Raw genomic sequence first — 24,792 nt, 5'->3', positions numbered from 1 at the left:
CCTTATTTTGGATATATCAAAAGCATGAATTCGGCTTTTTCGAATTTAAGGCCAGAAATAATTTTATCAATCGCTCCTTCAAGAACTGTTTCATCTTCTTGGGACAGATTGAGCGTTAAAAGAAATTTTCTGTTCGAGAAATGTTCTTTCATATCGTTCAAAGTTTTTTTCAAACGATAAGGCGTGTCCATAACGATGATCGCGCGATGTTCTTTAGTGAGTTCTTTAAGAGCTTTCCCGCGGGATTCGGTTTCAGCAGGCAAAAAGCCTCGGAAAACAAACTCATCCAAACGTTGACCGCTTAAAGACAACAAACCCATGAGGGCTGATGCGCCCAAAACCGATTTCACCGGCACGTTTTTTTGACGGCACAGGCGAACCAGATCTGCACCTGGATCGCAAAACCCAGGTGTTCCACAGTCCGTGACCAATGCGACTTTGTGATCGGCACACAGAGGCACCAGAGCCGCCTTATCATCCGGAGTGGAGTGCTCATCCAGGACTTCATATTTTTTTCCGGAAATACCGTGAGCACGCAAAAGTTTCGAAGCTTCTTTGGTACTTTCGCAAATTATAATCTCAGCTTCTTTAAGCACTTCGAGCGCGCGAAGAGAAATCTCACTGGTCTCACCAATTGGAGTCGCCACAAGATAAAGCATTTCTAAGACTCCTTTTGATTGAGCAAGAAATTCATAATACGTGGAATGTCTTCTGGTGGAATAGCTTTCCCCGCATGGGTGCTTTCAAAGAAAATGATTTCTACTTGTGGGCAGCGTTCGCGCAAATGCACCACGTTCACAGGTTCGTTCTCAAAGAAATAGATCTTCTCAAAACCTTTTTTGGCCGCTTCCACAAACCAGTTTGTTTTAAATTCAGCATCATCCATGCTGCGATGAGGTTTCAAAACCAAATGCGAAGTTTCATCAACGGGGAACTCCCATTGGCGCATGACTTCTTCTGTGCCAATTCCCATACGCTCAACATCTCGACCTGTGAGGTAAGCAATTTCCGCCCCAGCCTTTTGGACAGCTTGGACGAATTCGATCGCGCCTTCGTAAGGAGCATCAAATTGCAAATAGTGATTCGAGAAAAAGTTCTTCAACCAGTATGCTTTAATCGCTTCTTGGAAATCCATGTGGTGACCATCTAGACCTGCGCGAGTGAGGGCACCTGTGATTCCCCAGTCGCTGCGCAAAGTTTTGATGTTTTTAAGAAGAGCGACTTGTTCAGGAAATCTTCTGTGATTCAATGGCATGGCCGCGAAGTCTAGAAGAATACGTTCTAAACGAGGGCTGACATCAAAGAGGGTCGAGTCCAAGTCGAAAACAACCAGGGATCTTTTTTGTAGGGATGACAAGCTTTGAATCTTAACAAGAATATCACTAAGCATATGGGGCCATATAGCCACACATGGGAGCCAGAGGTAAAGACTTTTCTTGCTCGACGCCAGTGAATTTTTCATAATGCGAGGAGGGGGCTTTGAGTATGAAATTTCTGTTGTGGATCTTGCTCTTGAGCGGACTTTTTTCGAGCATTGGATGTCATCTGAAAAAGGACATTTTGGGGACCACTGAAAATCCAATTAAGCTTCATCTTGTTCCCGCAGTTGATGCCAAGGTCTTGGCCGATAATGCCAAGAAACTCCAAGAGTACCTCGAAGCGAATACACCCTATAAGTTTAAAATCACCATTCCTCAATCTTATGTGGCGGTTATTGAAGCCTTTGGGACGAACCGCGCCGATATTGCTGCCATTAATACATTTGGATATTACAAAGCTCATAAAGCCTATGGGGTGGAAGCGCGCTTGACTGTCATTCGCTATGGACTTGCAACTTATCAATCTCAGTTCTTAGCGCGGTCGGATAGTTCCATTAAGACTCTTAAAGACTTGGCAGGAAAAAAGATCGCTTTCGTCGATCCGTCGTCGACGTCGGGCTATTTACTGCCATTAAAGACTTTAAAAGACCGTAAGATCGAACCCAAAGAAGTTGTGTTTGCGATGAAACACGATGCGGTTGTGACAATGATTTATCAACGTCAAGTTGATGCTGGTGCAACTTATTATTCACCACCTCAAGACGGTAAATTAGAAGATGCTCGTCGCATGGTGAAAACTCAGTACCCGGATGTTGAGCAAAAAGTAAAAATCATCGAGCTCTCTGATCCCATCCCAGCAGACCCCATCGTTTTCCGTAAGGACATGCCGGAAGAAATGAAAGAAAAAATCGTCGAAGCACTTTTAAAGTTCGTGGCGACCGATGACGGAAAAAAATCTTTGGATTTGATGTTAGGCGCTTCGAACTTCAAACGTTCGACAGATGCTGATTATGATTCGGTTCGTGAAATGTTCCGTCAGTTATCTGAGGAAAAACCTTAATGGCTCTGCTTTCAGTACGTAATTTAACTAAAACTTACCCCAACGGAACGCGCGCGCTGAGAGGCGTGAGCTTTGATGTCGAAGAGGGTGAGTTCTTGGTCGTCATTGGTTTGAGTGGTTCAGGAAAGTCCACCTTGCTTCGTTGTTTAAATCTCCTGCAAGAGCCCACCTCTGGTGAAGTTCACTTTGAGGGACAAAAAATCTCTGCTCTGCAAAAGTCCGAACAAGTGCGCAGCGTGCGCCGACGCATGGGTATGATCTTTCAGCATTTCAATCTGATTCCACGACAGAGCGTTCTTAAAAATGTTCTGATGGGATGTTTGGGGAAGAAAAAAACCTGGCAAAGTCTTTTGGGCTTGTTTTCGGCTCAAGAAAAACAAAGTGCCCTTGAAAATTTAAAGCTCGTTGGGATTTCAGATAAGGCCTATTTACGAGCCGATTCGATGTCGGGTGGGCAAAAACAGAGAGTCGCCATTGCCAGAGCTTTGATGCAAAATCCGGTTTTATTATTGGCGGATGAACCTGTTTCGGCTTTAGATCCGGCTACCTGTCATGTGGTGATGAATTATCTTAAAAAGATTCAGAAAGAAATGGGAATCACAGTTATCGCGAATCTGCACTTCTTAGATTTAGTCAGACAATATGCCACACGCGTGATTGCTCTTCGTGACGGAGAAATTGTCTTCACAGGAAGACCTGGGGAAATCACGGAAGAATGGTTCAAACGTATTTATGGTGAGGAGGCTTATGCTTTGGCGCAGAACACTCCTTGATATTTTTAGCGGCAGTTTTTTGTTTTCGTCTCTCGCTATTCTTGTATTGGGATGGGGCGAAGAAGACTTGATCGCGAGTCCGACAAGTCTGTGGTATTTGCTTTGCTTTATCATTGTCAGTGCCGGTTTGAGTTTTCTTTTAAATTATAAAAAAATCCGTACCTGGGGCGAAGTCTTGTTTGGTCCGACGGTTTCTCAAGAGAGCCCTCCTTGGTATCGCACTTTTTGGGCTTGGCAGTTTCTGATTACCTTTGTTGCCGCCTTAATTGTCGCTTCGATTAAAACGGATTTTTCTTTTATCGAGATTTTGGATCAACAAGGATTCTCTGGCGCGATTCGATTATTTCAAGGCATGCTTGATCCAAACTGGAGTTTGCTCCCACGTGCGATTTTAAACATTATCGAGACAATTTTTATGGCGTTTCTCGCGACGACGCTGGCGATTCCATTTGCTTTCATTTTAAGTTTCTTTTGTGCTCGCAATATCATGCGTGGCCCTATGGCATTTTCGATTTACTTTGTTCTGCGAACCTTTCTCAATGTCGTACGCTCGATTGAGGCTTTGATCTGGGCGATTATTTTTTCAGTCTGGGTCGGTATAGGCCCGTTTGCGGGAATGTTGGCGTTGATGATTCACTCGATTGCTTCTTTAGCGAAACAATATTCTGAAATGGTAGAGTCCGTTGAAGAAGGTCCCATTGAGGCAATTGAGTCTACGGGAGCCAATAAACTCCAATGCATTTGGTTTGCGATTGTTCCTCAAGTGCTTCTGCCTTATATTTCATTTACGGTGTATCGCTGGGACATCAACGTGCGGATGGCAACCGTGATCGGCCTTGTCGGAGGCGGCGGTATTGGAACAATGTTGATTCAATATCAAGGTCAGGCGATGTGGCGCGAAGTAGGTTGTATTATCTTTGTGATTGCCGTGGTGGTGTGGGCGCTGGATCAAGCGTCTGCGTATATTCGTGAAGCCCTGAAATAGGTTTTCAAGCAGAAGGATTTTCTTATGTCGTCAGAGTTAACGCCTTATAAATTAATGATCAAAGAACATCACGTCGATTCCTTGGGGCATATGAACAATGCAACTTATTTGGCATTGTACGAAGAAGCTCGTTGGGAACAAATCACAGCACGGGGTTATGGCTTTAAAGAAGTTCAGCAACTGCAGCAAGGTCCTGTGATCATGGAAATTAAAATCCAGTTCCTAAGAGAGATCCGCTTGCGCGAAAATATTTCGATCACCACAAAAATGGTCAGCCAACAGGGTAAGATCAGTACATTGTTACAACAGATGATTAAGGAAGATGGAACCGTTGCCAGTGAAGCGACGTTTGTCTTTGGATTATTTGATATGAAAACGCGTCGTTTGATTGAGCCTACTCCGCAATGGAAGCAGGCTCTCGGAATGGACTAAAGAGGGAAGAACACCTGCTCTTTGCATACGAGAGTCTCGGGCTCTCGTCCTTCAACGTAAAGCGTTCCGGTTAAGTCGTTGCGATCGACTTTCAGAAGAATTGAAGTGCCATCGCTGGTTTCACCTTTAAACGTTTTAGGCTTCCAAAACTTTCTTGATGCTGTGACGTTTGCTTGCAGCGGTCTTGCATCCGCCACTAAGTAGTGAACTGTAAGGAAAAGATTTTCCTGATTGAGGAAATAAGCTGTATTAACAACTGTTTTACCGTTCGTGCATTGCAAGATATCATTCATCGCAAAAGCAGAGTTCACTGATAATAAAGTCATCGCAAATAGAAGCATTTTTTTCATAATTACCTCGCGCAATCGATGTCCTATATGCACCCTACGTTCCATATATGGATGCGTTTTATTGCGAGCTGAATGGTCTTTTGCTGTCGACGATGTAGACAACGTGACCAATCAGGGCGCCAGAAATTGTCATTGCAGGCGCATAATGCTTATAAAATCGAGGAGAGTCGGGGACAGCGTGGCCCCCGCTTTGCAATAAGGGCCTTCGTTAGAATTTTTAACTGACTAAGGAGATTCTCATGAAAAAATCTTTGATCGTACTTTCTGTAGTTGCTTTGGGTCTCAATGCATTCGCTCAAGAACAAGGTGGCGGCATTGAAGCGGCAGGTTCTTTCTCTCGCCCGACACAAACTATTTCAAACCTTCCTTGGGCAACTGAGCAAGCGATGAATGAACTTAAATTGGATCCAACTCTTGCACTAACAGCTCCTACATTGACGACTTTGATCGCTACTCACCGTGATACTGAACTTCAAAAAGTAGTTAAAATGGCTGGTGACGATGCGGCTTCTTACGTAGCTTCTGAAGGCCGTGTTAAAGGTGCTTACCTTGAGCAAGCTTTGAAAGTGATCCGCGAAATGTCGAACACAAAAGAATCTGACGCTGTTTTGGCAAAAGAGATTCTTCTTGTGAACGTTGCTATCGGTAGATAATTAATTTTAAAATTCGTACGTGCTCTCTCTTCTTCTTAGGCTGTGGCGCTTCTTCTCGCCACAGCCTTTTTTATTTCAAAATTTGAATAGCAGCTATTCTCTGCGTGGTTGATCCAGTGTGCCTGGGTTACCACCGGCAGGAGTGGTGCCTTCTTGTTTGGTGACGTCAGGTGTGTTTCTGCTGGTACGAATGCTATCGACATCTTGGTTCGATGCTCTTGCATCATAGTTCGGATTTCTGAGGCGTTCTTGCTCTTGAGTTCGTGTTCCATAAGGGTCATAAGTATTTCGGTCATTTGAATTCGGCATCGAAGATTGAGCCATCGCACCTGTTGATGCCAGAAGCACAGCCGCAAGCATGAGTGATTTCATATATCCTCCAAGTAATTCGGTTAGTCATTGCTCTCTTGGTTCTATTTTATACTCTGGCGTTTATTTTGGGATTTGCATTTCTGCACGGATCGATCGAAGGATGAATGTAATAGAACAGTAGATAGGATGAAGATCGAGGTTAAGCCGTATAGTTTTTAAACTATGCGGCTTTGGCGACGGGGAAGGCTGCAACAGTGATATAGAATTTTCCACGCGACGTGGAGAAAGGAATCAACATGCCCGCAGATCCTTTTTCACAGGCAATAACTTGGTTTGCTCCAATCAAAACCTTAGGTACAGTTAACTGCACACCAAAGTTCGACATTTCACTTTTTGCGTTACCAAAAATAATGTTATTGATCTCACCCACGGCATCTTGATTGTCGGGAGTAAGTTCTGTTTGTTCTTCCATTAACATGGTCGAAACAACTTCAAGGTAACTGCCTTTATCAAATGAAACGGCAAGGAATCCTTGGAATGCCGCACTTTTAATATCAACAATTGAAGACACTTCACCTAAAAGAGGATCGTGCGGAGATTTCGGTCCCGCTTTTTCCATCTTGACAGAGGTCACACCAAATTGACCCAATACACTCATCGTTGCTTTGATCACAGCGTTGATCACGCGCACGTCGACGGCATATTTAACTGCCGCTGCTTGGGTGGCAGCGGGTTCTTTGTTGGTCGCTCCATGGTGTTGAGCGTTCAAAACATCAATCATCGCACTGATCAGTTCTTGCGGTGAGACGGGCTTTTTAAAGTGTTTTGAATTTTTCAACGAGTCGGGAAGTTCAGTGAGATCGCGATTGGAAACGACGATTAAATCTGCATCTTGAGTATTCTTATATGACAGTAGTCCGTACACAAATCCTCCGTCCATCAGACGGGGGACTTCGGTATCAATAAGAACGACATCGAACTTTTGATTCTCAGATTTAATAGCGGCTTCTGCACCATCTTTGGCGCGGACAACGATCGGCGAGAGCTCTGAGTCCTTTAGTTCTTTCAACAGCGGACCCTTTACAATCTGCTCGAGTTCGCAGTTGTTATCTACAATGAGGATATTCTTGCGTAGTTTCATGTCCTTTTTCTGGGTAAACACCATATAATCAGTTTCTTCCGGTAAAATCCTAGGCGAACTCTTAACGCTCTGTAATTAACATATCGGGGAATTGTGAATCCGACTTAACGAGGAATTTTCGTTTAAAAGTTAGACGAAAAAATTGAAACAATGTTTAAGAAAATGTCTATTTTCCTACAGTTAAGTGTGGTCTAGCTCCTTCCGATAGAGATATTCGGGAGGCCCTAGGATGTCGAAACAGTACTATCTTTCCAATAGTGGAACACACATTGGTCCGTTCACACTTGAGACTGTCTTAAAAAAGGTCGAGAGTAATGAACATCAGTGGACTGATTATGTGTACGACGAAAGTATTGGGAAATGGTTGATGCTCATGGAACACCCTGAGTTTTCAGTGAGCTTCGGTCAAATGGGACAAATTATGGGAGACAAGAAGTCTCAGTTCGCAGAAGCGCAGCGTTTGCACGAAAAAGAATGGTTTATTCTGAGAGACGGAAACAACCTCGGTCCATTCTGTCGCCTGGAGGTCATCACGATGCTTCAGGAAAAAACTTTGTTCGAATACGACTTCATTTGGAAAAATAAAATGCAAACGTGGAAGCCTGTGGCCGAGGTCCCTGAGTTTTCGCCAGAAAAAATGCGCGAGCTCTGCGACTCTCAAGAAGTCTCTGTGAAGGAAGTCTTCTTCCGTCGTCGCCATCCGCGTGCTGCTTACGGAGCTTCGATCATCGTTCACAACAGCAAAATGGTTTTCAAGGGTCATGCTTTTGAGATCAGTGCGGGTGGTGCGGGGATCATGATTGAAAATAAAGAATTGCAACCAGGACAATCATTGTTCCTGCACTTTCAACCTGGCGACGGAGTGCCACCTTTTAATGCTGTCTGCCAGATCGTTAGCAAACAGCATGTCAGTGGCGTGAGTCGTGAAGAAGCACCGGTGAAATACGGTGTGAAGTTCACGAACCTCAGTCAGTCAGTTCGTGAAACGATTAAAAACTTTACGTCGAAGACGAGTTAAGTCCGAGTGAGACCAGTTGATGATAAAGTCCTTGCGACTTCATCAACTGGTTGTGAGATCCCACTTCTGCCAATTCCCCTTGATTTAAAACCGCAATACGATCGCAGTGTTCAATCGTTGAAAGGCGATGGGCAATAATGATGCTCGTGCGACCTTTGGTGATCTCGCGGGTGGCTTCTTGAATCAGATGTTCGCTTTCGGAATCAATATTCGCCGTCGCTTCATCTAAGATTAAAATGTCAGGATTAAATACCAAGATGCGCGCAAACGCGAGCAATTGGCGTTCACCGACAGATAAATTAGCCCCGCGTTCTTCAACCGGGCTTTGTGAGTGACGGCCTGTACGGGTCAATAGCTGCAAATAACCGGTTGTTTTAAGTGCCTGTTCAATTTGTTCTAAGCTGATACGCGGATCACGCAGACCTACGTTGTCGGCAATTGTTCCACGGAAAATAAAATTGTCTTGCTGAACGACGCCGACGTGACGACGGAGTTGTGGGCGTGGGATGTGTTCAATAGGGACGCCATCAATAAATAAACTCTCTGAAGGTGCATCGTAGAATCTTTGTAATAATGAGATAAATGTGGACTTACCGCTGCCGGTTCTTCCGACGAGGGCTAGTGATTCGCCGGAATGAATATGCAGAGAGATGTTTTTTAGAACGTCTGGCAATTGCTCTTCATAACGGAAGGTCAGATCGCGTAGTTCGACTTCTCCACGGAAAGGAGCAGGCACTTGCACATGACTGTCCTCTTTTTCAACGGGTTCATCCATTAAGGTAAAAATACGCTCGGCACTTGTCAGGGAATTTTGGAATTGTTGGTACTTTTCTAAAATCTCACGGAGTGGTGGGATAAAATCTTGGATGTTCATTAAGAACGCGACCAAGGCACCCAGTGCCAGGCTGTCTTGATGATTCAGCCAGCCACCAAAATACAATGCCGAAGTGATCGTCACCGCATTAAAGAGATTCATTATCGGCTGCATGAAAGCGTAAGCGCGGATCGAGCGCATATTCAGATCCCGATATTCGACCGACAAAGTCGCAAACCTTTTACGATTTTTTTGCACGCGATTATAGAGTTGAACAACCTTGATGCCATTGAGATTCTCTGCCAAGAAGGCATTGATCACAGACAGTTTCTTTTTCTGTTCACTTAACATTTCGCGAATGCGATTTGAAAGGTAAATCGAAGCACCAATAAAGATCGGCGCCCCGATAAGGCAGATCAGCGTCAATTTCCACGAGATTAACGCCATCGCTACGACGACGGAAATAACAATCACGCCTTCGGTAAAAACTGAAATCACGCCATCGGTGAAAAGTTCCCCGAGAGAGCCCACATCGTTCGTCAGGCGAGTGACGATACGACCGGTCGGTGTCTTATTGAAAAACTGCAACGGCAGCTTTTGCACGTGGCTCATTAAATGATCGCGCACGTGATAGAGCATGCGATTGCCGAAAACTTGGAAGATATATGCGTTGGCGAAAAAGAGCAGAGATCTGAGGATCTCAAGTCCTAAATAGACGAATGCGATGTTGGTAAAGACCAAGGCGTCTTTTTTTAGAACCCCGTGATCAATTGCATAGCCAATAAGAAGCGGGATCATCCGCGAAACAACCGCGACGCCCACGACTGCGAGCAAGGCTGTGATGAGCAGTCCTTTTTCTTTTCGTGCATAAGGCCACAGGCGTTTAAAGAGTTCGCGATAGGTAATCTTGGTTTTGACCAGATCTTCGCTCATGAATTTATCACTCATGGGAAGCCTCCTGTCCTTGGATGCGCACAATGGTTTGCAAGGTCGGACTTCGTTTTAAGCATTCGTCGAAAGTGCCAAAGGCTTCAACAGCGCCATCTTTAAGCACGAGCAACTTATCTGAATTGCGAACCGAAGACAGGCGGTGAGCCACGATGATACGAGTTAAGGTCGTGCGACTTTGACGAAGTTCAGATTCGATGGATCTTTCAGTCCGAGTATCCACTGCACTGAGAGAATCGTCCAAAATCAAAACCGGAGTTTTCATAATCAAGCCGCGCGCAATCGTCAGGCGTTGTTTTTGGCCACCAGACAAATTCACGCCGCGTTCGCCTAGTTGTGATTCGTATTTTGAAGGCAATGATTCGATCTCGTTATGCAGATCTACGATCTTTGTCATGCGTAAGACTTCTTCAGGGGAAATATTATCCGCAACCCCAAAGCCAATGTTGTCGGAAATAGAATCACTGAAGAGGAAAGGCTCTTGCGGGACAAGCAAGAAAATATTACGCAAAGACTCTTGCGTGTAAGTTTCAAGTGTTTGGCCGTTAATCAAAATGCGTCCCTCTGAGAGTGGATACAGACGAGTGAGTAAGTGTAGCAACGTGGTTTTGCCGGCGCCCACGGACCCCATGATGCCAAGGCTTTCGCCTGCGTGGATTTTGAAATTGATGTCTTTTAGTGTGTAAACACTGTTGCCAGGATATTTGAAAGACACATTCTGAAATTCTAAAGTTTCAAACTTATCCAGACGAACTGTGCCAGTGTTTGGAATGTCACTTTCAACCATCAAATGTTCTTTGATACGATCAAAAGAAGCATAACCCTTTTGGATCATCGAAAGTCCCATGCCGAGAGCTGACATCGGCCACACCATTTTTTGGATATACCGATGAAAGGCGACAAAGGTTCCGATCGAGATTGCTCCCGCAAGCAAATCATCACGTACAACAAACAAAAGAATCACGCTTCCCGATGTGACACCAAATTCCATCACCGGGCGGAAGAAGGCATCAACGCGCGCCACTTGATTGCCGGACTTCTCATAGGATTTGCTGACTTGGTTATAAAGAGCCAAACGTTGATCTTCTTGCGCAAAGCTTTTAATCACGCGCACGCCACCGATGGTTTCTTGTACAACTCCAGTCAGCTCGCTGAACCGCTCTTGCTGAATTTTGTAATTGGTGTGGATGAGCTTCATCACTTTCCAAATCAGGAAGGGAATCAGCGGAAGAAAAATCAAAGTTTTCCAAGTCCATTCCCAATTCAGAGAAATCATAATCGGCAAAACAACTGCGATGATGATCACTCCATCGGCCAAAATTAAAACTCCGGGGCCAATGGCTTGACGGAAGGATTGCACGTCATTGGTCACGAGACTCATCAATTCGCCAACTTGAGATTTTTGAAAGAAAGAAGGGCCTAGACCGGTGAGGTGGCGGAAAAGTTTTTGACGAATATGTTCAGCTGCATAGGTGTGGAACTTACCAAAATACACGCGCCAACCCAAGCGAGTGACCGCGAGGCTGGCCATGATAGCAAAGAACAAAACACAGGTGCGACCAATGGCTCCTAAATCCACTTGCGCTTCGATTTCGTCCAGCGCGCGTTTCATGATCAGTGGATAAAGCGCATCAAGGAAATTCGTCGCGAATAAAAAAATCATCCCCAGCGTAAAAGGCCGGGGATTGTTTTTAATATAGAACCAAAGTGGGTGCTTAAAGAGGGTCTTGTTTTCGGTGCTGTCTTGCATGCTGTCTCGACTCTAGTTAATCCCTATTGTGGCGGCAAGTGAATTGCGCCGTGAGAGAGCCTTGCTCGTGGTGTCTTTGAAATTTGCGTTCTTCCCACGCATAGTAGAAAGGTCTGCTATTAAAGATACGATCGAAGATATAACGGAACAGTGCCATGACGTCCTCCTTTACCTGTTTTCAGCATCGGATCTTTGGTGTTGCTATTCAATACCAGGTGTGAAAGTATTGAATGACGATACTTAGGTTTTGGGGGTTGGAATGTCACAGATTGACCAGTTTCTAACAGCTCTGAAAAGAGCTCTAAAAGCGAAGAATGTTCTCTATCGTGATCTCGCGAAAGCACTCGATTTGAGTGAGTCGAGTGTGAAGCGTATTCTCTCTAACAAAACACTCAGCCTCGATCGTCTTGAGGAAATCTGTCGTGTCGCTGATATCAGTTTCGCTGAGGTCGTAAAGTCGGCGCACTTAGAAGAAGGGGAGCAGGCGGTGCTGCTTTCGGATGAACAAGAAAGGGCGCTCGCTGAAAATCCACGACTGCTGCATTACTTTATGATGTTGCAAGACGGGAAGACCGCCCAAAAAATCGAACGCGAATACGACATCCAAAGTGGGGAGTCGAAAAAGTATCTGTTTCAACTGGATCGTTTGAATCTGATCGAACTGCATCCCCGCGATAAAGTAAAAATCAAACGCCAAGGTTTCTTGCGTTTCCGTCGTGATGGACCAATGGGGCGCGCTTTGTTTGAACAAACCAAAGCGAGTTACTTGAATTATGATTTCAGAAGCGAAGACTACATCCGCTTTACGATGTTGAAGATCAGTCCACCAACGCTTGCAAAGTATCGAGCAAAAATTGATCGTATCTTGCTTGAGATGCAAGAAGAGTCGCGCTTTGAAATCGAACACAACGTTCCAGTTGTCGATACCGGAATCTTGATGGCCTACCGCCCTTGGCAGTATTCCTATATGGGAGCAATCAAGAAAAAAGAAAAAGCCGAACTCGATTTCTAGAGTTCGGCTCTTGGCTTCTTGATTCTCCCCTGATGTCGCAACGACATCAGGGTGCGGCATCTCAAAATTTAGCACAAGCGGAGCTGAGCCTCTTTTCTGTATTTGAAGCGATTATGGTTGGCACAGAGGATTTGTAAATTTCCGAGCTCATGATTACCTCCCGCCCACTGAGACATCTTGTGGTCGGTTTGCAGTAAAAACCTGCTCCCACAGACTTGGCCAGTTTTTGGATCTTTAAATTGGCAACATTGGTCGCGCTCTAGAACTTCGCGCTTTGTTTTGGGGGTCAGAGTTTTATTTATCTTTGTGTTTTGGATCGAGGAATCAGCCGTCGGCTTAGGAGTATTTGCTGATATTTTTTTCTGCAAATAAAGGTCAGCTAAAATTTCAATAACTGACGCGAGCGTGTGATTCCCATATTGTTGCTGAATTTGATGCGACAAAAGATCACGACACTGATTAAGCTTCGCATGAAGCTCCTTCGAAGCAGTTAACTCTAGTCTGACGGATTCGTCTTTTTGCACTCGCTGAAATTCATAATCGCGGATTTGGATATCTAAAGCCTGCGCCAGTTGTTGCTGAGTTTCAGCGACAGATTTACCAGAAATCATCGCGACCAATTCTGTTTTTTGTGCTGCAGAGACTTTTTCCTGTGACGTACTTTCTTTTTCTTTGATAGCTCGATTCAGTTCACCAATCACACTCAAACAAAGAGATCCCTCCTGAATTTTTTCCGCCAGAGCAGGAACATCTTTTAGAATATTGGCAGCTTCCACACGTCGTCGTGCTGCGGGTTCGGAGTATCCGTACCTTTTCATGAGATATCTTTTTACATCCGGAAAGCCTTTTGCCAGATGCAACTCACGTCGAGAAACTTCTCGAATGTGATCAAGAATTATCTGCAAAGATTTGCGCTCACTCGTCACATGAAATTGAAGGCTAGATTCAAGTTCTTCGTCGCTCATCTTAGAAAAAGTATTCATGACAACTCCTTTAGAGAAGTTATAGCACGGCTTTTTTCAGAGGTAGATTTGCGAGATCGAACAGCGATGTAAAAGAGAGCGTTATAGTCTCTAGCGGGCTCTCTGTTGATTGATCAGTGAAAAGTTGATTTGTTCAAATAGAAGAGCCGTCGTTATTACGTCTAGCGCAGTCGTGCGAACACGAAAAGTTGGTCAAATAATTTATTGTTACAAATATTCTTTGCTGCACAAGGATGTCGTTCCGACATAAAGACGTTCGATTTCATTAATCTATGGTGGGCTATCCAGAGGGCAAAGACCACCAAACTACAAGATAGACTAGTTCTCGAAAAAGAAAAACTGGAGGGTGAGGCACATCAGTGATTGATGGCTTATCATTAATAAGAAAGACGTACTTAAATTGACAACGAAGATGGCTAAAAAGAATTCATCTCAGCAGAAGTTCAGTTAGAAAAAACATGCATTATCGAATATTTCGAACTCAGAAAAAAATATTGAATCCCAAACTACCAAAAAAACAAGCGAAGCGACGCTAAACGGACGAAGCAGATTTGCGGGAGAGGGGTGTGGTACTCTTGTGCGAACGACAACAAAGCCCGGACGGCGTGAAACAAATCATTCACCCGAAAACCCGAGCAGCGTGTTGAATTGTTAGGATTGTGTTAGGGGTCTTGACCGAGTTTTGATGAATTCGGTAGCGTCAGTTCATTCCGAACAATTGAGCCGAAGGACGCTGCATGATCCAGTTACAAAAATGGAGAGGCCTTTCGCCCGAAACAGGGCATCCGCCGGGGAAAGACCCGCATGAGGGTCTGTCGTGCAGTCGCAGTGTATCTGTGTACTCGAAGTGTCTCGTAAAATTGAATATTGCAAATCTAATTAAAGGCGTCCATGTGGCGCCTTTTTTATTTTCTGAATCAGTTCCTCCGTCTGAAAGGACAATATAAATGTGTGGTGTGGTTGGACTCATTGGAGAGAAGCAAGCCGGAGAAAAACTGTATCCCGCATTGTACGCTCTCCAACACCGTGGACAGGATGCGGCTGGTATCTTGAGTTATGACTTTGAGCGCACCGAGTATCATTTGGAGAAAGACCTAGGCTTGGTCTCCCAAGTATTTCCGGCAGATCGTTTGGCAAAACTGCGTGGGACGATGGCGTTGGGGCACACGCGCTACTCAACGATCGGGACGGTCGTTAAAGAAGACCTTCAACCATTAGTGTTCAGTTATCCAAGTGGCATCGGTATGGCCCACAACGGGAACGTGACTAATTATAATGAGATCTTAGAGTTCGTGCGTAATCGTCGCAGTCGCTGGACATTTACTCGCAATGATTTGGAAATCTTGCTGCATATGATGTCGATTGGTGTTTCGGATCGCATGTCACAAGGAATTTCCGGAACGACTCTGGCCGAGGCAGCTCGTGATGTTGTGACGAAGGTCAAAGGCGCCTATAGCGTGGTCGGCATGATGGCCGATCAAGGGATGTTCGCTTTTACCGATTCTCAGGGAATTCGCCCTCTATTAATAGGACGAAAATCAGTCGGGGAAAAATATAGTTACTGTTTTGCGTCTGAAAAACAGGTGTTCTTTGCTTTAGGTTATGAATACTGGCGCGATTTGAAACCTGGTGAGTTTATTTTTGTCGACCGGGATTTGAATTTACAAAGTTATGCGCTTTCAGAAAAGTCCGCTCGTCCTTGTATGTTTGAATGGATTTATTTCGCAGGAGCCGAGACTGAATGGCATGGACGTCCTGTCTATGAGGTGCGTTTAAGGCTTGGAGAGATTCTCGCTGAAGAAAGCCGTCGCATTCTTGCTGCAAAAAACTTGGATGTCGATGTGGTCGCTCCAGTTCCTGATACCTCTCGTGCAGCAGCTTTACGTTTGGCTGAAGTCCTTGGCACTCCTTACCGTGAAGTCCTCATGAAAAACCGCTACGTGCAAAGAAGTTTTATCGTCAACGAACCCGAACTTCGTCGTGCGATGGTAAATTTAAAACTCATGCCGGTAGAGAGTGAAATCCGCGGCAAAAAAATCCTTTTAGTCGATGACAGTATCGTGCGGGGAACAACTTCAGCCCGCATCATTCAGCTTTTACGTGAAGCGGGTGCTGAAAAAGTTTATTTAGCGAGTACTTGTCCGCCAATTCGCAACCCTTGTTTTTATGGAATCGATTTCCCAGAAGGCGAGTCGTTGGTTGCGCATAAAAAAACCGAAGATCAAGTCGCTGACCTCTTAGGTGTTGATGCCTTGATCTATTTGCCACTCACAAGGCTTAAAGAAGCCATCGGACTGCAAAGTCTGTGCAGTGCATGTCTCGACGGTGATTACCCAGTCCCAGTTTCAGAAAAAGATTTCTTAGAAGTGCGCGCCCGTAATATCGGTGGCGGCGGAAAAAATGAGGTGAACGTATGAAGATTCAAGTTCTATTCGGCAGTCAAAGTGATGAAAGAGTCTATGGACCCCTTTGCAGATCACTGGAAAGTGTTGCGGACGTCAAAATGGAAGTGGCGTCAGCCCACCGCCATCCTGCACGTGTGCGTGAAGTGATGACGACATCAGATGCGCAAGTTTTTATCGCCGGAGCAGGGTTGGCTGCGCACTTGCCAGGTGTGGTGGCATCTCTGACGCAAAAACCTGTGATTGGAATTGCGGTTAACGGTGCTTTTGGCGGTTTAGATGCCTTTATGTCAGTTGTGCAAATGCCAAAAGATATCCCCGTGATGGCAACGACTGAATCTCAGGTGGCGAAACTTCCAGCATTCCTTGCAAAAGTAAAAGCTTGGGAGAAAACATCTGAGCTGTTTCTTTCTTGGAATCAGAAAAAGACGGAACATCCACTTATAAAAAAGGCGCTTCAAGATATCGAAGAGAAAACGCAAAGAAAAATCCAATGGGTCGAGTCCACGGATCCTCGCAATCGTGGAAATCTGTGCCTTGCAACTGATGAAACAGTTTCCGAAGGTCTTTGCCTCTGGTTGATTGAAAAAGAAGAACTGCAAAAGCCAGAGCAGTCTTTGAACTTTTTCGCGCAAGCGCAAAAAGGTGGCTTCTGGGTCGGCGCTAATAATATTCAAAATTTCGTTCTACAAATTCAAAAAATGGAGGTCCTATGAATCTGATTTATCGTGGCTCCGTCAAAGACATCTATGAGAAGGGTCAATCGTTAGTTTTTAAATACAGCCATCGCTATTCCGTATTTGATTGGGGAGAAATGCCCAATGAAATCCCACAAAAAGGGGAAGCATTGGCAATAATGGCAGGACTTTTCTTTGAATACCTGAAATCTAAAAACGTTCATTCACACTTTGTGGCGCAAGAATCCTCAGACGCTATTTCTGTCAAACGCGTCGACGTAATCCGTCCCCTTTGGAGAAACGGTCGTTATGAATACACGGCCTATGCAAACCGTCCTCAACAGACCCTAGTACCTCTTGAAGTGATTTTCCGTTTCTTACTTGGGCAAGGTAACTCTCTGGAAGGTCGTCTTAAGAAAAACCCTGCTTATCTAGAAGATTTGGGTCTTGAGGATATTCCGAATTCAACACATAAGTTTTCGCCACCTTTAGTTGAGTTTTCAACAAAACTAGAAGCATCAGATCGCTATTTGACTCGCGCTGAAATTGAAAGTCTGCAAGTTGTCAGTCACGAAGAATTGTCTCGTATCCGCGCACTCACTCGCGAAGTGGCAACACATCTTGAATCTCTTTTCGCTTCATTCGGGGTAAAATTGTGGGACGGAAAATTCGAATATGCGTTCGGTCAACAAAGACCGGACGGCAATCGTGATTTATTCCTGGTGGATTCCATTGGTCCTGATGAATTGCGTCTGACATACGATGGACTCCCGCTATCAAAAGAATTCCTTCGTCAGATCTATACTAAAACTCCTTGGTACGATGCAGTTAAGAAAGCCAAAGAAATCGCGAATGAGCGTGGCACTGAAGAGTGGAAAGAAATCTGCATGAAAGAACTGGGTGAAAAACCACCAGCTCTAACGGCAGAACAAATTGAAACGGCTTCTTTGCTCTATAAATCGCTTGCGAATGAAGTGGCGATGGCAATGGGCCGTGAAAAACCGTTTGAAGCAATCGCAAATCTGAAAAACTGGAGTGCGAGATGCGCGTCCTTGTTGTAGGCAAAGGCGGGCGAGAGCACGCTATTGCAGACAAACTTTCAAAGTCTCCGCTTTTGCGGGGACTTTGGGTTGCGCCCGGGAATCCGGGTATGCAACTCCAAGGGCTCACCTGTGTGAATATTGAAAGCCCAGGTGCCCTTGTTGATTTTTCCGTTTCTAATAATATTGATTTGGTTGTCGTTGGTCCTGAGGCCATGATTCTCTCGGATCTCAAAGCCCGACTTGCAGAAAAAGCCATTCCCTGTTTTTCCCCTGATGCAACGGTGGCTCGTCTTGAAGCTTCCAAACTTTTCTGCAAAGAAGTGCTTATTCAAGCGGAAGTTCCCACCGCTCGGTTTAAATTAGCTCTGACTTTAGAAGAAGCACACGCCTTTATTTCGCAGCACAATTTTGAAAGTCCCCTGGTCGTTAAAGCCGATGGTCTTGCATCCGGTAAAGGTGTCAGTGTTTGTAAAACTCTCGACAGTACTCTACACGCGGCAAACGAACTTTCGCATGCCTATGGATTTCCGCTTCTTTTAGAAGAATGCTTAATCGGCCAAGAGCTTTCCGCATTTGCCCTCTGTGATGGCGAAGATTTTGTCGTTCTGGGAACGGCTTGCGATTACAAGCGAATCACTCCAGATCTTTTTAGCGCCAACACGGGCGGTATGGGCGCTTTCAGTCCCTGCGATTTCATTTCTGAAGAGGACACGCAAAAGATTGAATCGTATTTTGCTAGAACGCTGCAAGTTCTGAAAAAAAGAGGACAGCCTTACCAAGGTTTTCTTTTCGCCGGTCTTATGAAGACTCATAAAGACCTTTATGTTTTAGAATACAACGTCCGTATGGGCGATCCTGAAACTCAAGCTCTGCTTCCTCGTCTTGAAAGCGATCTCTTGGAAGTCATTTTAATGGCAACAAAACACCAGTTAAAAGATGTGAGACTTAAACATACGTCTCAATCTGCTGTGCATGTTGTAGTTGCAAGCCAGGGGTATCCTGACATTCGCATGAGTTTGGGACATAAAATCACGACTCCGACGACTTCTTCGCAAGCACAGCTGTATTTCGCGGGCGTGGCAAGTGACGGCAAGAATCTCATTAATAGTGGCGGCCGCGTTTTAGGAGTGACATCGCTCGGTGAAACTCGTCAGCAGGCACGTGAAAAAGCTTATTCGGTCGTTCAGCAAGTTCAGTTTCAAGGTCATTACTATCGACAGGATATTGGAGAATGAGAATAGCGATCTTTGCCTCAGGATCAGGTTCAAATGCAGAAGCTCTTATTCGCAAGGCTCAGGAGCTTTCTGATAAGATTTCTGTAGAATTCGTTCTTACCGATCGCCAAGACGCATTTGTTTTACAAAGAGCTCAAATTCACCAAGTTCGAAGCCACATCGTCGAACGAACTAGCACTCGAAAAGACCACGAGGATGCGATCCTCAAACATGTTGATGAGTATCGCATCGATTGGATTTTCCTAGCAGGCTACATGCGTCTCATTGGCGCGTCGTTTCTGCAAGCTTTACGTGAACGCCATCAAGGCGCCTCACAAATTCTCAATATCCATCCTTCATTGTTACCTGCTTATCCAGGCACGGATTCCATTGAACGCGCTTACAAAGACCAAGTTTCTAAGAGTGGCGTAACTATTCATCAAGTCGACGAGGGGATGGACACGGGCCCAATTATTTTACAACAAAGTTTGCCATTGCTCGCAGGTGAAAGTCTTGCTGACTTTAAAGCTCGCGTTCATCAATTGGAGCACAGTCTTTACACCCAAGTTTTGACCGACATTGCTTTTAATAAAATCCCGACTCAAAGATATATGAGGACATCATGAAAAGCCTAAGATTGGTTGTCTCAAATAAAATAGATAAAACTGCAGAGAATAATCTGCTTCAAGCCCTGCGCGTTCAAGGACCAGTCGAAAACCTTCGCCTCGAAAAGGTCTTCTGGCTTTTAGAAAGAGAAGCCGGTGTTTTTGATCGCCTGCAAATTGAAAAGCACACAGGAAAGATTTTTTTCGATCCGATCGCTGAGGATTTGTATATTGGACTCGGTGATATCGAAGAAGGCCAACAGTTTGCTGAAATTCGCTTTCTAGCGGGAGTGACAGACAATTGGGCACGCTCGGCGACTGAAGCTTTAGCTTTATTCTCAGACACCCCACAAATCCCCTGGCAGAACTTTGCAGTTGAAGTGCATAGCGGCTGGCAAGTCAAAATGACGTCGGACCTGGGGAAAGAACAAATCCAAAAAGTTTTATTCCAAGGACTTGCAAACCCTCTATTGCAGAAAGTTGAAATCACCCAATCCCTGACGAATGCTCATCATGGACAGTTCGAAAATTTCCAAGATTATTGGAAAGTTCCTAAGATGGCTGAGCGATCGCTGGCTCTTTTTGATTTGAACTTTGAGGTTCTGCAAAAAATCAATCTCGAACGGGGACTTGCTTTAAATGATGAGGAAATTAACACCATCATTCAGCATTTCAGTTCAACCAAAGATCGCCCGGCAAATTGGCAGGGGAAAATCACCGAAGTGGAGCTTGAGTGTCTGGCGCAAACGTGGAGTGAACACTGTAAGCATAAAATCTTTGCCGCTGAAGTGGATTACTCTGAAGACTCGTCTGAAGGTCCTTTGTTTGGTTCAAAGAAAATCACAAGCCTTTATAAGTCTTATATTCAAAAAGCCACCAAAGAACTCGAAGACTGCGGCTACTTGGTCTCAGTTTTTAAAGATAATGCGGGAATCGTCGATTTTGATAATAACATCAATGTGTGCGTAAAAGTTGAAACTCATAACAGTCCATCGGCATTAGATCCGTTCGGCGGCGCCATCACAGGAATTCTTGGAGTGAATAGAGACATTCTAGGATGTGGCCTGGGAGCAAAACCGGTGGCGAATATGGATGTGTTCTGTCTTTCGCACAAAAATCTGTTTCCAGGTGCCGACTCCGATAAACGTCCTTCACTTTTAAAAAATCCTGATGTGATTTTCCGAGGAGTGCATGCCGGAGTCGAAGAAGGTGGCAATCAAAGTGGCATTCCAACAATTAATGGCAGCTTCTGTTTTGCGAGTAACTTTTCAGCCAAACCTTTGATTTTCGTAGGCTCGGTTGGAGTTATGCCAAAAACGGTGAAAGGCGCACCCAGCGAAGTTAAAAATATCAAAGCAGGAGACAAGATTGTCGTGGCTGGCGGTCGCTTAGGTAAAGATGGAGTTCACGGTGCAACGTTTAGTTCTTTGGAACTTCACGATCAGGTCGCATCGAATGTCGTTCAAATCGGTGACAGTATCACACAAAAACGTCTTTTAGATTTTACGTTAATGGCCCGTGATCGCGGCTTGATCGCAGCCATTACGGACAACGGTGCTGGAGGAGTGAGCTCTTCAATCGGCGAGATGGCGACGATGTGTGGCGGTGCTCGTATGGATCTTTCGAAGCATCCCCTCAAATACCCCGGCCTTGAATACTGGGAAATGCTAGTCAGCGAGTCGCAAGAGCGTATGTCTTATGCGGTCGCACCGGAAAATCTCACAGAATTCCTTACTCTTGCGCAAAGCTTTAGCGTAGAAGCCACCTGCCTCGGAGAGTTTACGGATAGTGGTTACTTCGAAGTGCTGCACGGTCATACGGAATTAGCAAAACTGGATTTACATTTCCTACATGAGGGACTTTCTCGAATGAAACTCAAAGCTCATTTCGAGGGACCCAAACCCGAAAACGAATTCCATCGGGAAAAAATTAAACCAGCTGCTCCGAAAACAAATGCGGCTGGTATCACGGAAGCTTTAAAAAAGATCCTCTCTTCTCCGAATGTCGCTTCAAAAGAAGCTTTGGTTCGCTATTACGATCATGAAGTGCAAGCCGCGACCAGAGTAAAACCGTATAGCGGAAGCACTCAAAGCGCACCCAGCGACGCTGGTGTTTTAGATTTATCGATGCACGGAGGAGAAAAATACAATGGACTCGCAGTTTCAAATGGTCTGTGCCCTCAGTTCTCGGCGTACGACACATATTTAATGGCGCAACGAGCAGTCGACGAGGCTGTTCGCAATCTTGTCGCAACTGGAGCAAACCCTGAGAAGATGGCACTTGTCGATAATTTCTGTTGGCCAGACCCCACACCGAAAGCATCTAATCCAGACGCCAGTCACAAGATGGCCCAATTGGTTCGTGCCTGTGCGGGATTGTACGAAGCAGCCAAAATTTATCGCGCCCCACTGGTCAGTGGTAAAGACAGTATGAAAAATGATTTCATCGGAAAAACGCAAGGCGGAGAGACAGTTAAGATTTCAGTGCCTCCAACTCTTCTGATGACAGCTATTGCACAAGTTCCAGACACACGCTTGGTGACTCGTAGCTATTTCAATCAAGCCGGCGATCTGATTTATCTCTTGGGAAAAACAACGGAGAGCTTGTACGGTTCCGTCTTTGCAGATCAGTACCAAACACAAACTCAATCACCAGAATATCCAGATCTTCAAACGAACAAAGATCTTTATATCCGAATCTATGAAGCGCAAAAGAAAGGCCTTCTACAATCTTGCCATGATGTTTCGGACGGGGGATTGATTTCTGCCATCACCGAATGCTGCTTCGGAGAAATTCTCGGGGCAGATTTAAGCTTGAATTCATTCAAATGGGAAAATCTGTGGTCGGAAACAGGTTCAAACTTTGTTGTGAGTGTAAAACCAGAAAATCAAAAAACTTTCGAAGCTCACTTCACTGAAAGTGCAAGGCAACTGGGAACTGTTCAAAGTAAAACGACTTTGTCATGGACATTCAACGGAGAAAAAGCCGAAGCCACGCTAAAAGAGCTTTTCCAACTTTGGTCAGAAGGGGTGACGCATGTCTATCACGCCTAAGTTTCTTGTTTTATGGGGCGATGGTATTAACTGTGAAAACGAAACACAGAAAGCACTTATCGAAGCGGGAGCTGAGGCTGATAAAGTTCATATCAGTGAACTTGTCGCTGATGCCAAGCTTTTAAGAAGTTATCAGGGCCTGGTGATTCCCGGTGGTTTTTCATTCGGTGATCATCTTGGCAGCGGCCAGATCTTAGCTTTGAAACTTGAGCGTTTTGTCGGCGAAGAACTGCGAGAGTTTGTAAAGAAGTACCCGGTCATGGGAATTTGCAATGGCTTTCAAACTTTAGTTCGCTTGGGACTTTTGCCCGATGCCAATTTCCAAAAAACATGCTCACTGGTTAAAAACGAACAAGGTCATTTCATAAATAAATGGGTGGAGCTAGAAAGAAATCTTAATTCCCCGTGCGTTTGGACAAAAAACCTTCCAGAAAAAGTTTTCCTCCCAGCTCGGCATGGTGAGGGAAGATTTGTCTGTCAAAGTGATGATGTTCTGACAGGTTTAAAAGAAAAAAATCAAATCGTTTTCCAATATTCAGAAGACTTTAACGGAGCCACGGAACGAATCGCGGGAGTCTGCGATCCTTCGGGATTGGTGTTTGCCTTGATGCCCCACCCGGAAGCCGCCGTGCACGACTGGCAAATGCCGTTCGCAGGCAAATCTTATGGATTGGAATTTTTTAAAAGTGCTGTGCAGTATTTGAAAGGACAAGATCGTGCAACAAATTAAAAGAGCTCTCTTAAGCGTTTCAGATAAAACAGGTCTCGTAGATCTCGCAAAGGTTCTAGCAGCTAAAAACGTCGAACTCATTGCCAGCGGTGGAACAGCAAAATCACTTGAGCAGGCAGGCTTTAAAGTCACGCCGGTTGAAAAACTAAGCGGTAAGGGCGAGGCCTTTCAAGGCCGCATGAAAACGATCAGCTTTGAAATTGCCTCAGCTCTTCTGTTCCGCAGAGAAGATCCAAACGACGTCACGACCGCCAAAGAACTTGGCATTGATCCGATTGATTTGGTTGTCGTAAATCTTTATCCCTTCCATGAAACTTTGCAGAAAGGTGGAAGCTTCGCTGAATGCGTAGAAAACATTGATATCGGCGGTCCCACACTCTTAAGAGCTGCGGCAAAGAACCACGCTTCCGTTACGGTCCTCAATAATCCAGAAAAATATCAATCGTTCATACAAGAGTTCGCACAACATGACGGCGGAACTACTCCGGAGTTCCGTAAGCAGTGCGCACAAGAAGTGTTCGCGATGACAGCATTCTATGACCTCGCAATTGCCGGATACCTGCAACAACAATCGGGATCAGCTCTTCGCTATGGCGAAAATCCACATCAAAAAGCCAGCGTGCTCCCAGATCCTTTCACCAAAGGACTCGCGCACCGGAAATCACTTCAAGGCAAAGAGATGTCCTACAATAACTTCCTCGATGCTGACTTTGCTCTACAAACTCTGAAAGACACAGTCGCATGGCAGGGAAACTATGTTCATCCAACAGCAGTTGTCGTGAAACATAATACGCCTTGTGGGTTGGCGATCGCCGAGACTCCGCTTCGTGCAATCGATATGGCGTGGAAGGGTGACGAGAAAAGTTCCTTCGGTGGAATCTTGGCCTTCAGTTTCCCAGTCACCAAAGAGATAGCAGGATTTTTTGAAAATAAATTTATCGAAGTGATCTTGGCTCCGTCATTCGAGCCTGATGCCCAAATGATGCTTAAGAAAAACTGCCGATTGGTCGAAATCGATCTCACGCCCAAAAAATCCATACAAGTTCGCAGCATTGAAGGCGGGGTACTCCTTCAAGATAAAGATCAGTTCTCGACTGAAGGATTTAAAGTCGTGACTGATAAGACTTTCCCGATAGAAAAAGAAAAGCTGGCAGCTTTTGCAATGCTTTGTGTGAAAAATCTCAAAAGCAATGCCATCGCACTTTGCCGTCAAGAAGGATCCGAGTTTGAAATGGTCACTCTCGGAACAGGACAAACCAACCGTATCGACTGCATCGAAAAACTGGTGATCCCGCGCCTCCAAGACAAAGGCATCAAAGACGTTTCGCAAATGGTTCTAGCATCAGACGCCTTTTTTCCTTTCCCGGATTCCATCGAGGTCGCAGCGAAAGTCGGTGTGAAATACTTGGTTCAACCCGGTGGCTCCGTCAAAGATCCCGAAGTTATCGCCGAAGCCAACAAACGAGGCCTTGCGATGATGTTCACGGGTCGCAGACATTTTCTTCACTAAAGGAATGC

24 protein-coding genes are annotated in these 24,792 nt (G+C 45.1%); 15 read left to right on the top strand and 9 right to left on the bottom strand.

Annotated elements, in window-relative coordinates:
* Positions 1-2: 2 nt before the first annotated feature.
* Positions 3-659 (bottom strand): 16S rRNA (cytidine(1402)-2'-O)-methyltransferase, encoded by a 657-nt coding sequence (gene rsmI, locus ACLWOR_RS03420; RefSeq protein WP_413939265.1) that lies wholly within the window; start codon positions 657-659, stop codon positions 3-5.
* Positions 660-661: 2 nt separating this feature from the next.
* Complete coding sequence (locus ACLWOR_RS03415) at positions 662-1,390, bottom strand: HAD family hydrolase (RefSeq protein ID WP_413939264.1); 729 nt, start codon at positions 1,388-1,390, stop codon at positions 662-664.
* Positions 1,391-1,485: 95 nt separating this feature from the next.
* Between ACLWOR_RS03415 and ACLWOR_RS03410 the strand changes: the two genes are divergently transcribed.
* Genes ACLWOR_RS03410 through ACLWOR_RS03395 form a run of 4 tightly spaced genes read left to right on the top strand, consistent with a single transcriptional unit; the run spans position 1,486 to position 4,569 of the window.
* Positions 1,486-2,379, top strand: a complete 894-nt coding sequence (locus ACLWOR_RS03410) for a phosphate/phosphite/phosphonate ABC transporter substrate-binding protein (RefSeq protein WP_413939263.1) — start codon at positions 1,486-1,488, stop codon at positions 2,377-2,379.
* The gene (gene phnC / locus ACLWOR_RS03405; RefSeq protein WP_413939262.1) at positions 2,379-3,152 is read left to right on the top strand and encodes a phosphonate ABC transporter ATP-binding protein; all 774 of its coding nucleotides are present in this window, start codon (positions 2,379-2,381) and stop codon (positions 3,150-3,152) included. The genes ACLWOR_RS03410 and phnC overlap by 1 nt, the downstream gene beginning before the upstream one ends.
* Positions 3,127-4,137 (top strand): phosphonate ABC transporter, permease protein PhnE, encoded by a 1,011-nt coding sequence (phnE, locus tag ACLWOR_RS03400; protein WP_413939261.1) that lies wholly within the window; start codon positions 3,127-3,129, stop codon positions 4,135-4,137. Before phnC ends, phnE begins: the two co-directional genes overlap by 26 nt.
* Before the next feature lie 24 nt (positions 4,138-4,161).
* Positions 4,162-4,569: an acyl-CoA thioesterase gene (locus ACLWOR_RS03395; RefSeq protein ID WP_413939260.1), complete on the top strand. Its 408-nt coding sequence runs from the start codon at positions 4,162-4,164 to the stop codon at positions 4,567-4,569.
* Here the strand turns inward: ACLWOR_RS03395 and ACLWOR_RS03390 are convergent.
* On the bottom strand, positions 4,566-4,919 hold the full coding sequence (locus ACLWOR_RS03390; protein ID WP_413939259.1) for a hypothetical protein: 354 nt from the start codon (positions 4,917-4,919) through the stop codon (positions 4,566-4,568). The two genes, ACLWOR_RS03395 and ACLWOR_RS03390, sit on opposite strands and share 4 nt — an antisense overlap.
* A gap of 239 nt (positions 4,920-5,158) precedes the next feature.
* Here ACLWOR_RS03390 and ACLWOR_RS03385 point away from each other — a divergent pair, with 239 nt between their 5' ends.
* Positions 5,159-5,572 (top strand): DUF2388 domain-containing protein, encoded by a 414-nt coding sequence (locus tag ACLWOR_RS03385; RefSeq protein ID WP_413939258.1) that lies wholly within the window; start codon positions 5,159-5,161, stop codon positions 5,570-5,572.
* Positions 5,573-5,665: 93 nt separating this feature from the next.
* Here the strand turns inward: ACLWOR_RS03385 and ACLWOR_RS03380 are convergent, their stop codons facing one another.
* Both ACLWOR_RS03380 and ACLWOR_RS03375 read right to left on the bottom strand, forming a co-directional pair.
* Positions 5,666-5,944: a hypothetical protein gene (locus ACLWOR_RS03380; protein WP_413939257.1), complete on the bottom strand. Its 279-nt coding sequence runs from the start codon at positions 5,942-5,944 to the stop codon at positions 5,666-5,668.
* A gap of 160 nt (positions 5,945-6,104) precedes the next feature.
* The gene (locus ACLWOR_RS03375) at positions 6,105-7,025 is read right to left on the bottom strand and encodes a chemotaxis protein CheX (RefSeq protein ID WP_413939256.1); all 921 of its coding nucleotides are present in this window, start codon (positions 7,023-7,025) and stop codon (positions 6,105-6,107) included.
* Between the two features lie 229 nt (positions 7,026-7,254).
* On the opposite strand from ACLWOR_RS03375, the gene ACLWOR_RS03370 reads away from it, so the two are divergent.
* Positions 7,255-8,043: a GYF domain-containing protein gene (locus tag ACLWOR_RS03370; protein WP_413939255.1), complete on the top strand. Its 789-nt coding sequence runs from the start codon at positions 7,255-7,257 to the stop codon at positions 8,041-8,043.
* On the opposite strand, the gene ACLWOR_RS03365 is transcribed toward ACLWOR_RS03370, so the two are convergent.
* The 3 genes from ACLWOR_RS03365 to ACLWOR_RS03355 all read right to left on the bottom strand — a co-directional run bounded on the left by ACLWOR_RS03365 (position 8,024) and on the right by ACLWOR_RS03355 (position 11,712).
* On the bottom strand, positions 8,024-9,805 hold the full coding sequence (locus ACLWOR_RS03365; RefSeq protein WP_413939254.1) for an ABC transporter ATP-binding protein: 1,782 nt from the start codon (positions 9,803-9,805) through the stop codon (positions 8,024-8,026). The two genes, ACLWOR_RS03370 and ACLWOR_RS03365, sit on opposite strands and share 20 nt — an antisense overlap.
* Positions 9,798-11,468, bottom strand: a complete 1,671-nt coding sequence (locus ACLWOR_RS03360; RefSeq protein WP_413939253.1) for an ABC transporter ATP-binding protein — start codon at positions 11,466-11,468, stop codon at positions 9,798-9,800. Before ACLWOR_RS03360 ends, ACLWOR_RS03365 begins: the two co-directional genes overlap by 8 nt.
* A 103-nt stretch (positions 11,469-11,571) precedes the next feature.
* Complete coding sequence (locus tag ACLWOR_RS03355) at positions 11,572-11,712, bottom strand: hypothetical protein (protein WP_413939252.1); 141 nt, start codon at positions 11,710-11,712, stop codon at positions 11,572-11,574.
* Between the two features lie 102 nt (positions 11,713-11,814).
* Between ACLWOR_RS03355 and ACLWOR_RS03350 the strand changes: the two genes are divergently transcribed.
* Positions 11,815-12,567: a helix-turn-helix domain-containing protein gene (locus tag ACLWOR_RS03350; protein ID WP_413939251.1), complete on the top strand. Its 753-nt coding sequence runs from the start codon at positions 11,815-11,817 to the stop codon at positions 12,565-12,567.
* A gap of 68 nt (positions 12,568-12,635) precedes the next feature.
* Here ACLWOR_RS03350 and ACLWOR_RS03345 read toward each other — a convergent pair whose 3' ends face one another.
* A complete protein-coding gene (locus ACLWOR_RS03345; protein ID WP_413939250.1) occupies positions 12,636-13,550 on the bottom strand; it encodes an HNH endonuclease in 915 nt (304 codons plus the stop codon).
* A gap of 947 nt (positions 13,551-14,497) precedes the next feature.
* Here ACLWOR_RS03345 and purF point away from each other — a divergent pair.
* Genes purF through purH form a run of 8 tightly spaced genes read left to right on the top strand, consistent with a single transcriptional unit; the run spans position 14,498 to position 24,784 of the window.
* Positions 14,498-15,967, top strand: coding sequence for an amidophosphoribosyltransferase (gene purF, locus ACLWOR_RS03340; protein WP_413939249.1), 1,470 nt, complete (start codon positions 14,498-14,500; stop codon positions 15,965-15,967).
* Positions 15,964-16,668 (top strand): AIR carboxylase family protein, encoded by a 705-nt coding sequence (locus tag ACLWOR_RS03335; protein WP_413939248.1) that lies wholly within the window; start codon positions 15,964-15,966, stop codon positions 16,666-16,668. The genes purF and ACLWOR_RS03335 overlap by 4 nt, the downstream gene beginning before the upstream one ends.
* On the top strand, positions 16,665-17,690 hold the full coding sequence (locus tag ACLWOR_RS03330; protein WP_413939247.1) for a phosphoribosylaminoimidazolesuccinocarboxamide synthase: 1,026 nt from the start codon (positions 16,665-16,667) through the stop codon (positions 17,688-17,690). Before ACLWOR_RS03335 ends, ACLWOR_RS03330 begins: the two co-directional genes overlap by 4 nt.
* Positions 17,672-18,907 carry a phosphoribosylamine--glycine ligase gene (gene purD / locus ACLWOR_RS03325; protein WP_413939246.1) on the top strand — a complete coding sequence of 412 codons (1,236 nt, stop codon included), beginning with the start codon at positions 17,672-17,674 and terminating at the stop codon, positions 18,905-18,907. The genes ACLWOR_RS03330 and purD overlap by 19 nt, the downstream gene beginning before the upstream one ends.
* Positions 18,904-19,512, top strand: coding sequence for a phosphoribosylglycinamide formyltransferase (purN, locus tag ACLWOR_RS03320; protein WP_413939245.1), 609 nt, complete (start codon positions 18,904-18,906; stop codon positions 19,510-19,512). The genes purD and purN overlap by 4 nt, the downstream gene beginning before the upstream one ends.
* Positions 19,509-22,544 carry a phosphoribosylformylglycinamidine synthase subunit PurL gene (locus ACLWOR_RS03315; protein WP_413939244.1) on the top strand — a complete coding sequence of 1,012 codons (3,036 nt, stop codon included), beginning with the start codon at positions 19,509-19,511 and terminating at the stop codon, positions 22,542-22,544. The genes purN and ACLWOR_RS03315 overlap by 4 nt, the downstream gene beginning before the upstream one ends.
* Entirely contained in the window at positions 22,528-23,274 is a 747-nt protein-coding gene (locus tag ACLWOR_RS03310) for a phosphoribosylformylglycinamidine synthase subunit PurQ (RefSeq protein ID WP_413939243.1), read from the top strand. The genes ACLWOR_RS03315 and ACLWOR_RS03310 overlap by 17 nt, the downstream gene beginning before the upstream one ends.
* Positions 23,261-24,784: a bifunctional phosphoribosylaminoimidazolecarboxamide formyltransferase/IMP cyclohydrolase gene (gene purH, locus ACLWOR_RS03305; RefSeq protein WP_413939242.1), complete on the top strand. Its 1,524-nt coding sequence runs from the start codon at positions 23,261-23,263 to the stop codon at positions 24,782-24,784. The genes ACLWOR_RS03310 and purH overlap by 14 nt, the downstream gene beginning before the upstream one ends.
* The last annotated feature ends 8 nt before the right edge of the window (positions 24,785-24,792 follow it).

It is taken from the genome of Bdellovibrio sp. HCB2-146 (assembly GCF_047345725.1).
In the GTDB taxonomy this organism is placed as follows: domain Bacteria; phylum Bdellovibrionota; class Bdellovibrionia; order Bdellovibrionales; family Bdellovibrionaceae; genus Bdellovibrio.
The sequence above is the reverse complement of the archived record's forward strand: the minus strand, read 5'-3'. Positions and strand labels throughout refer to the sequence as shown.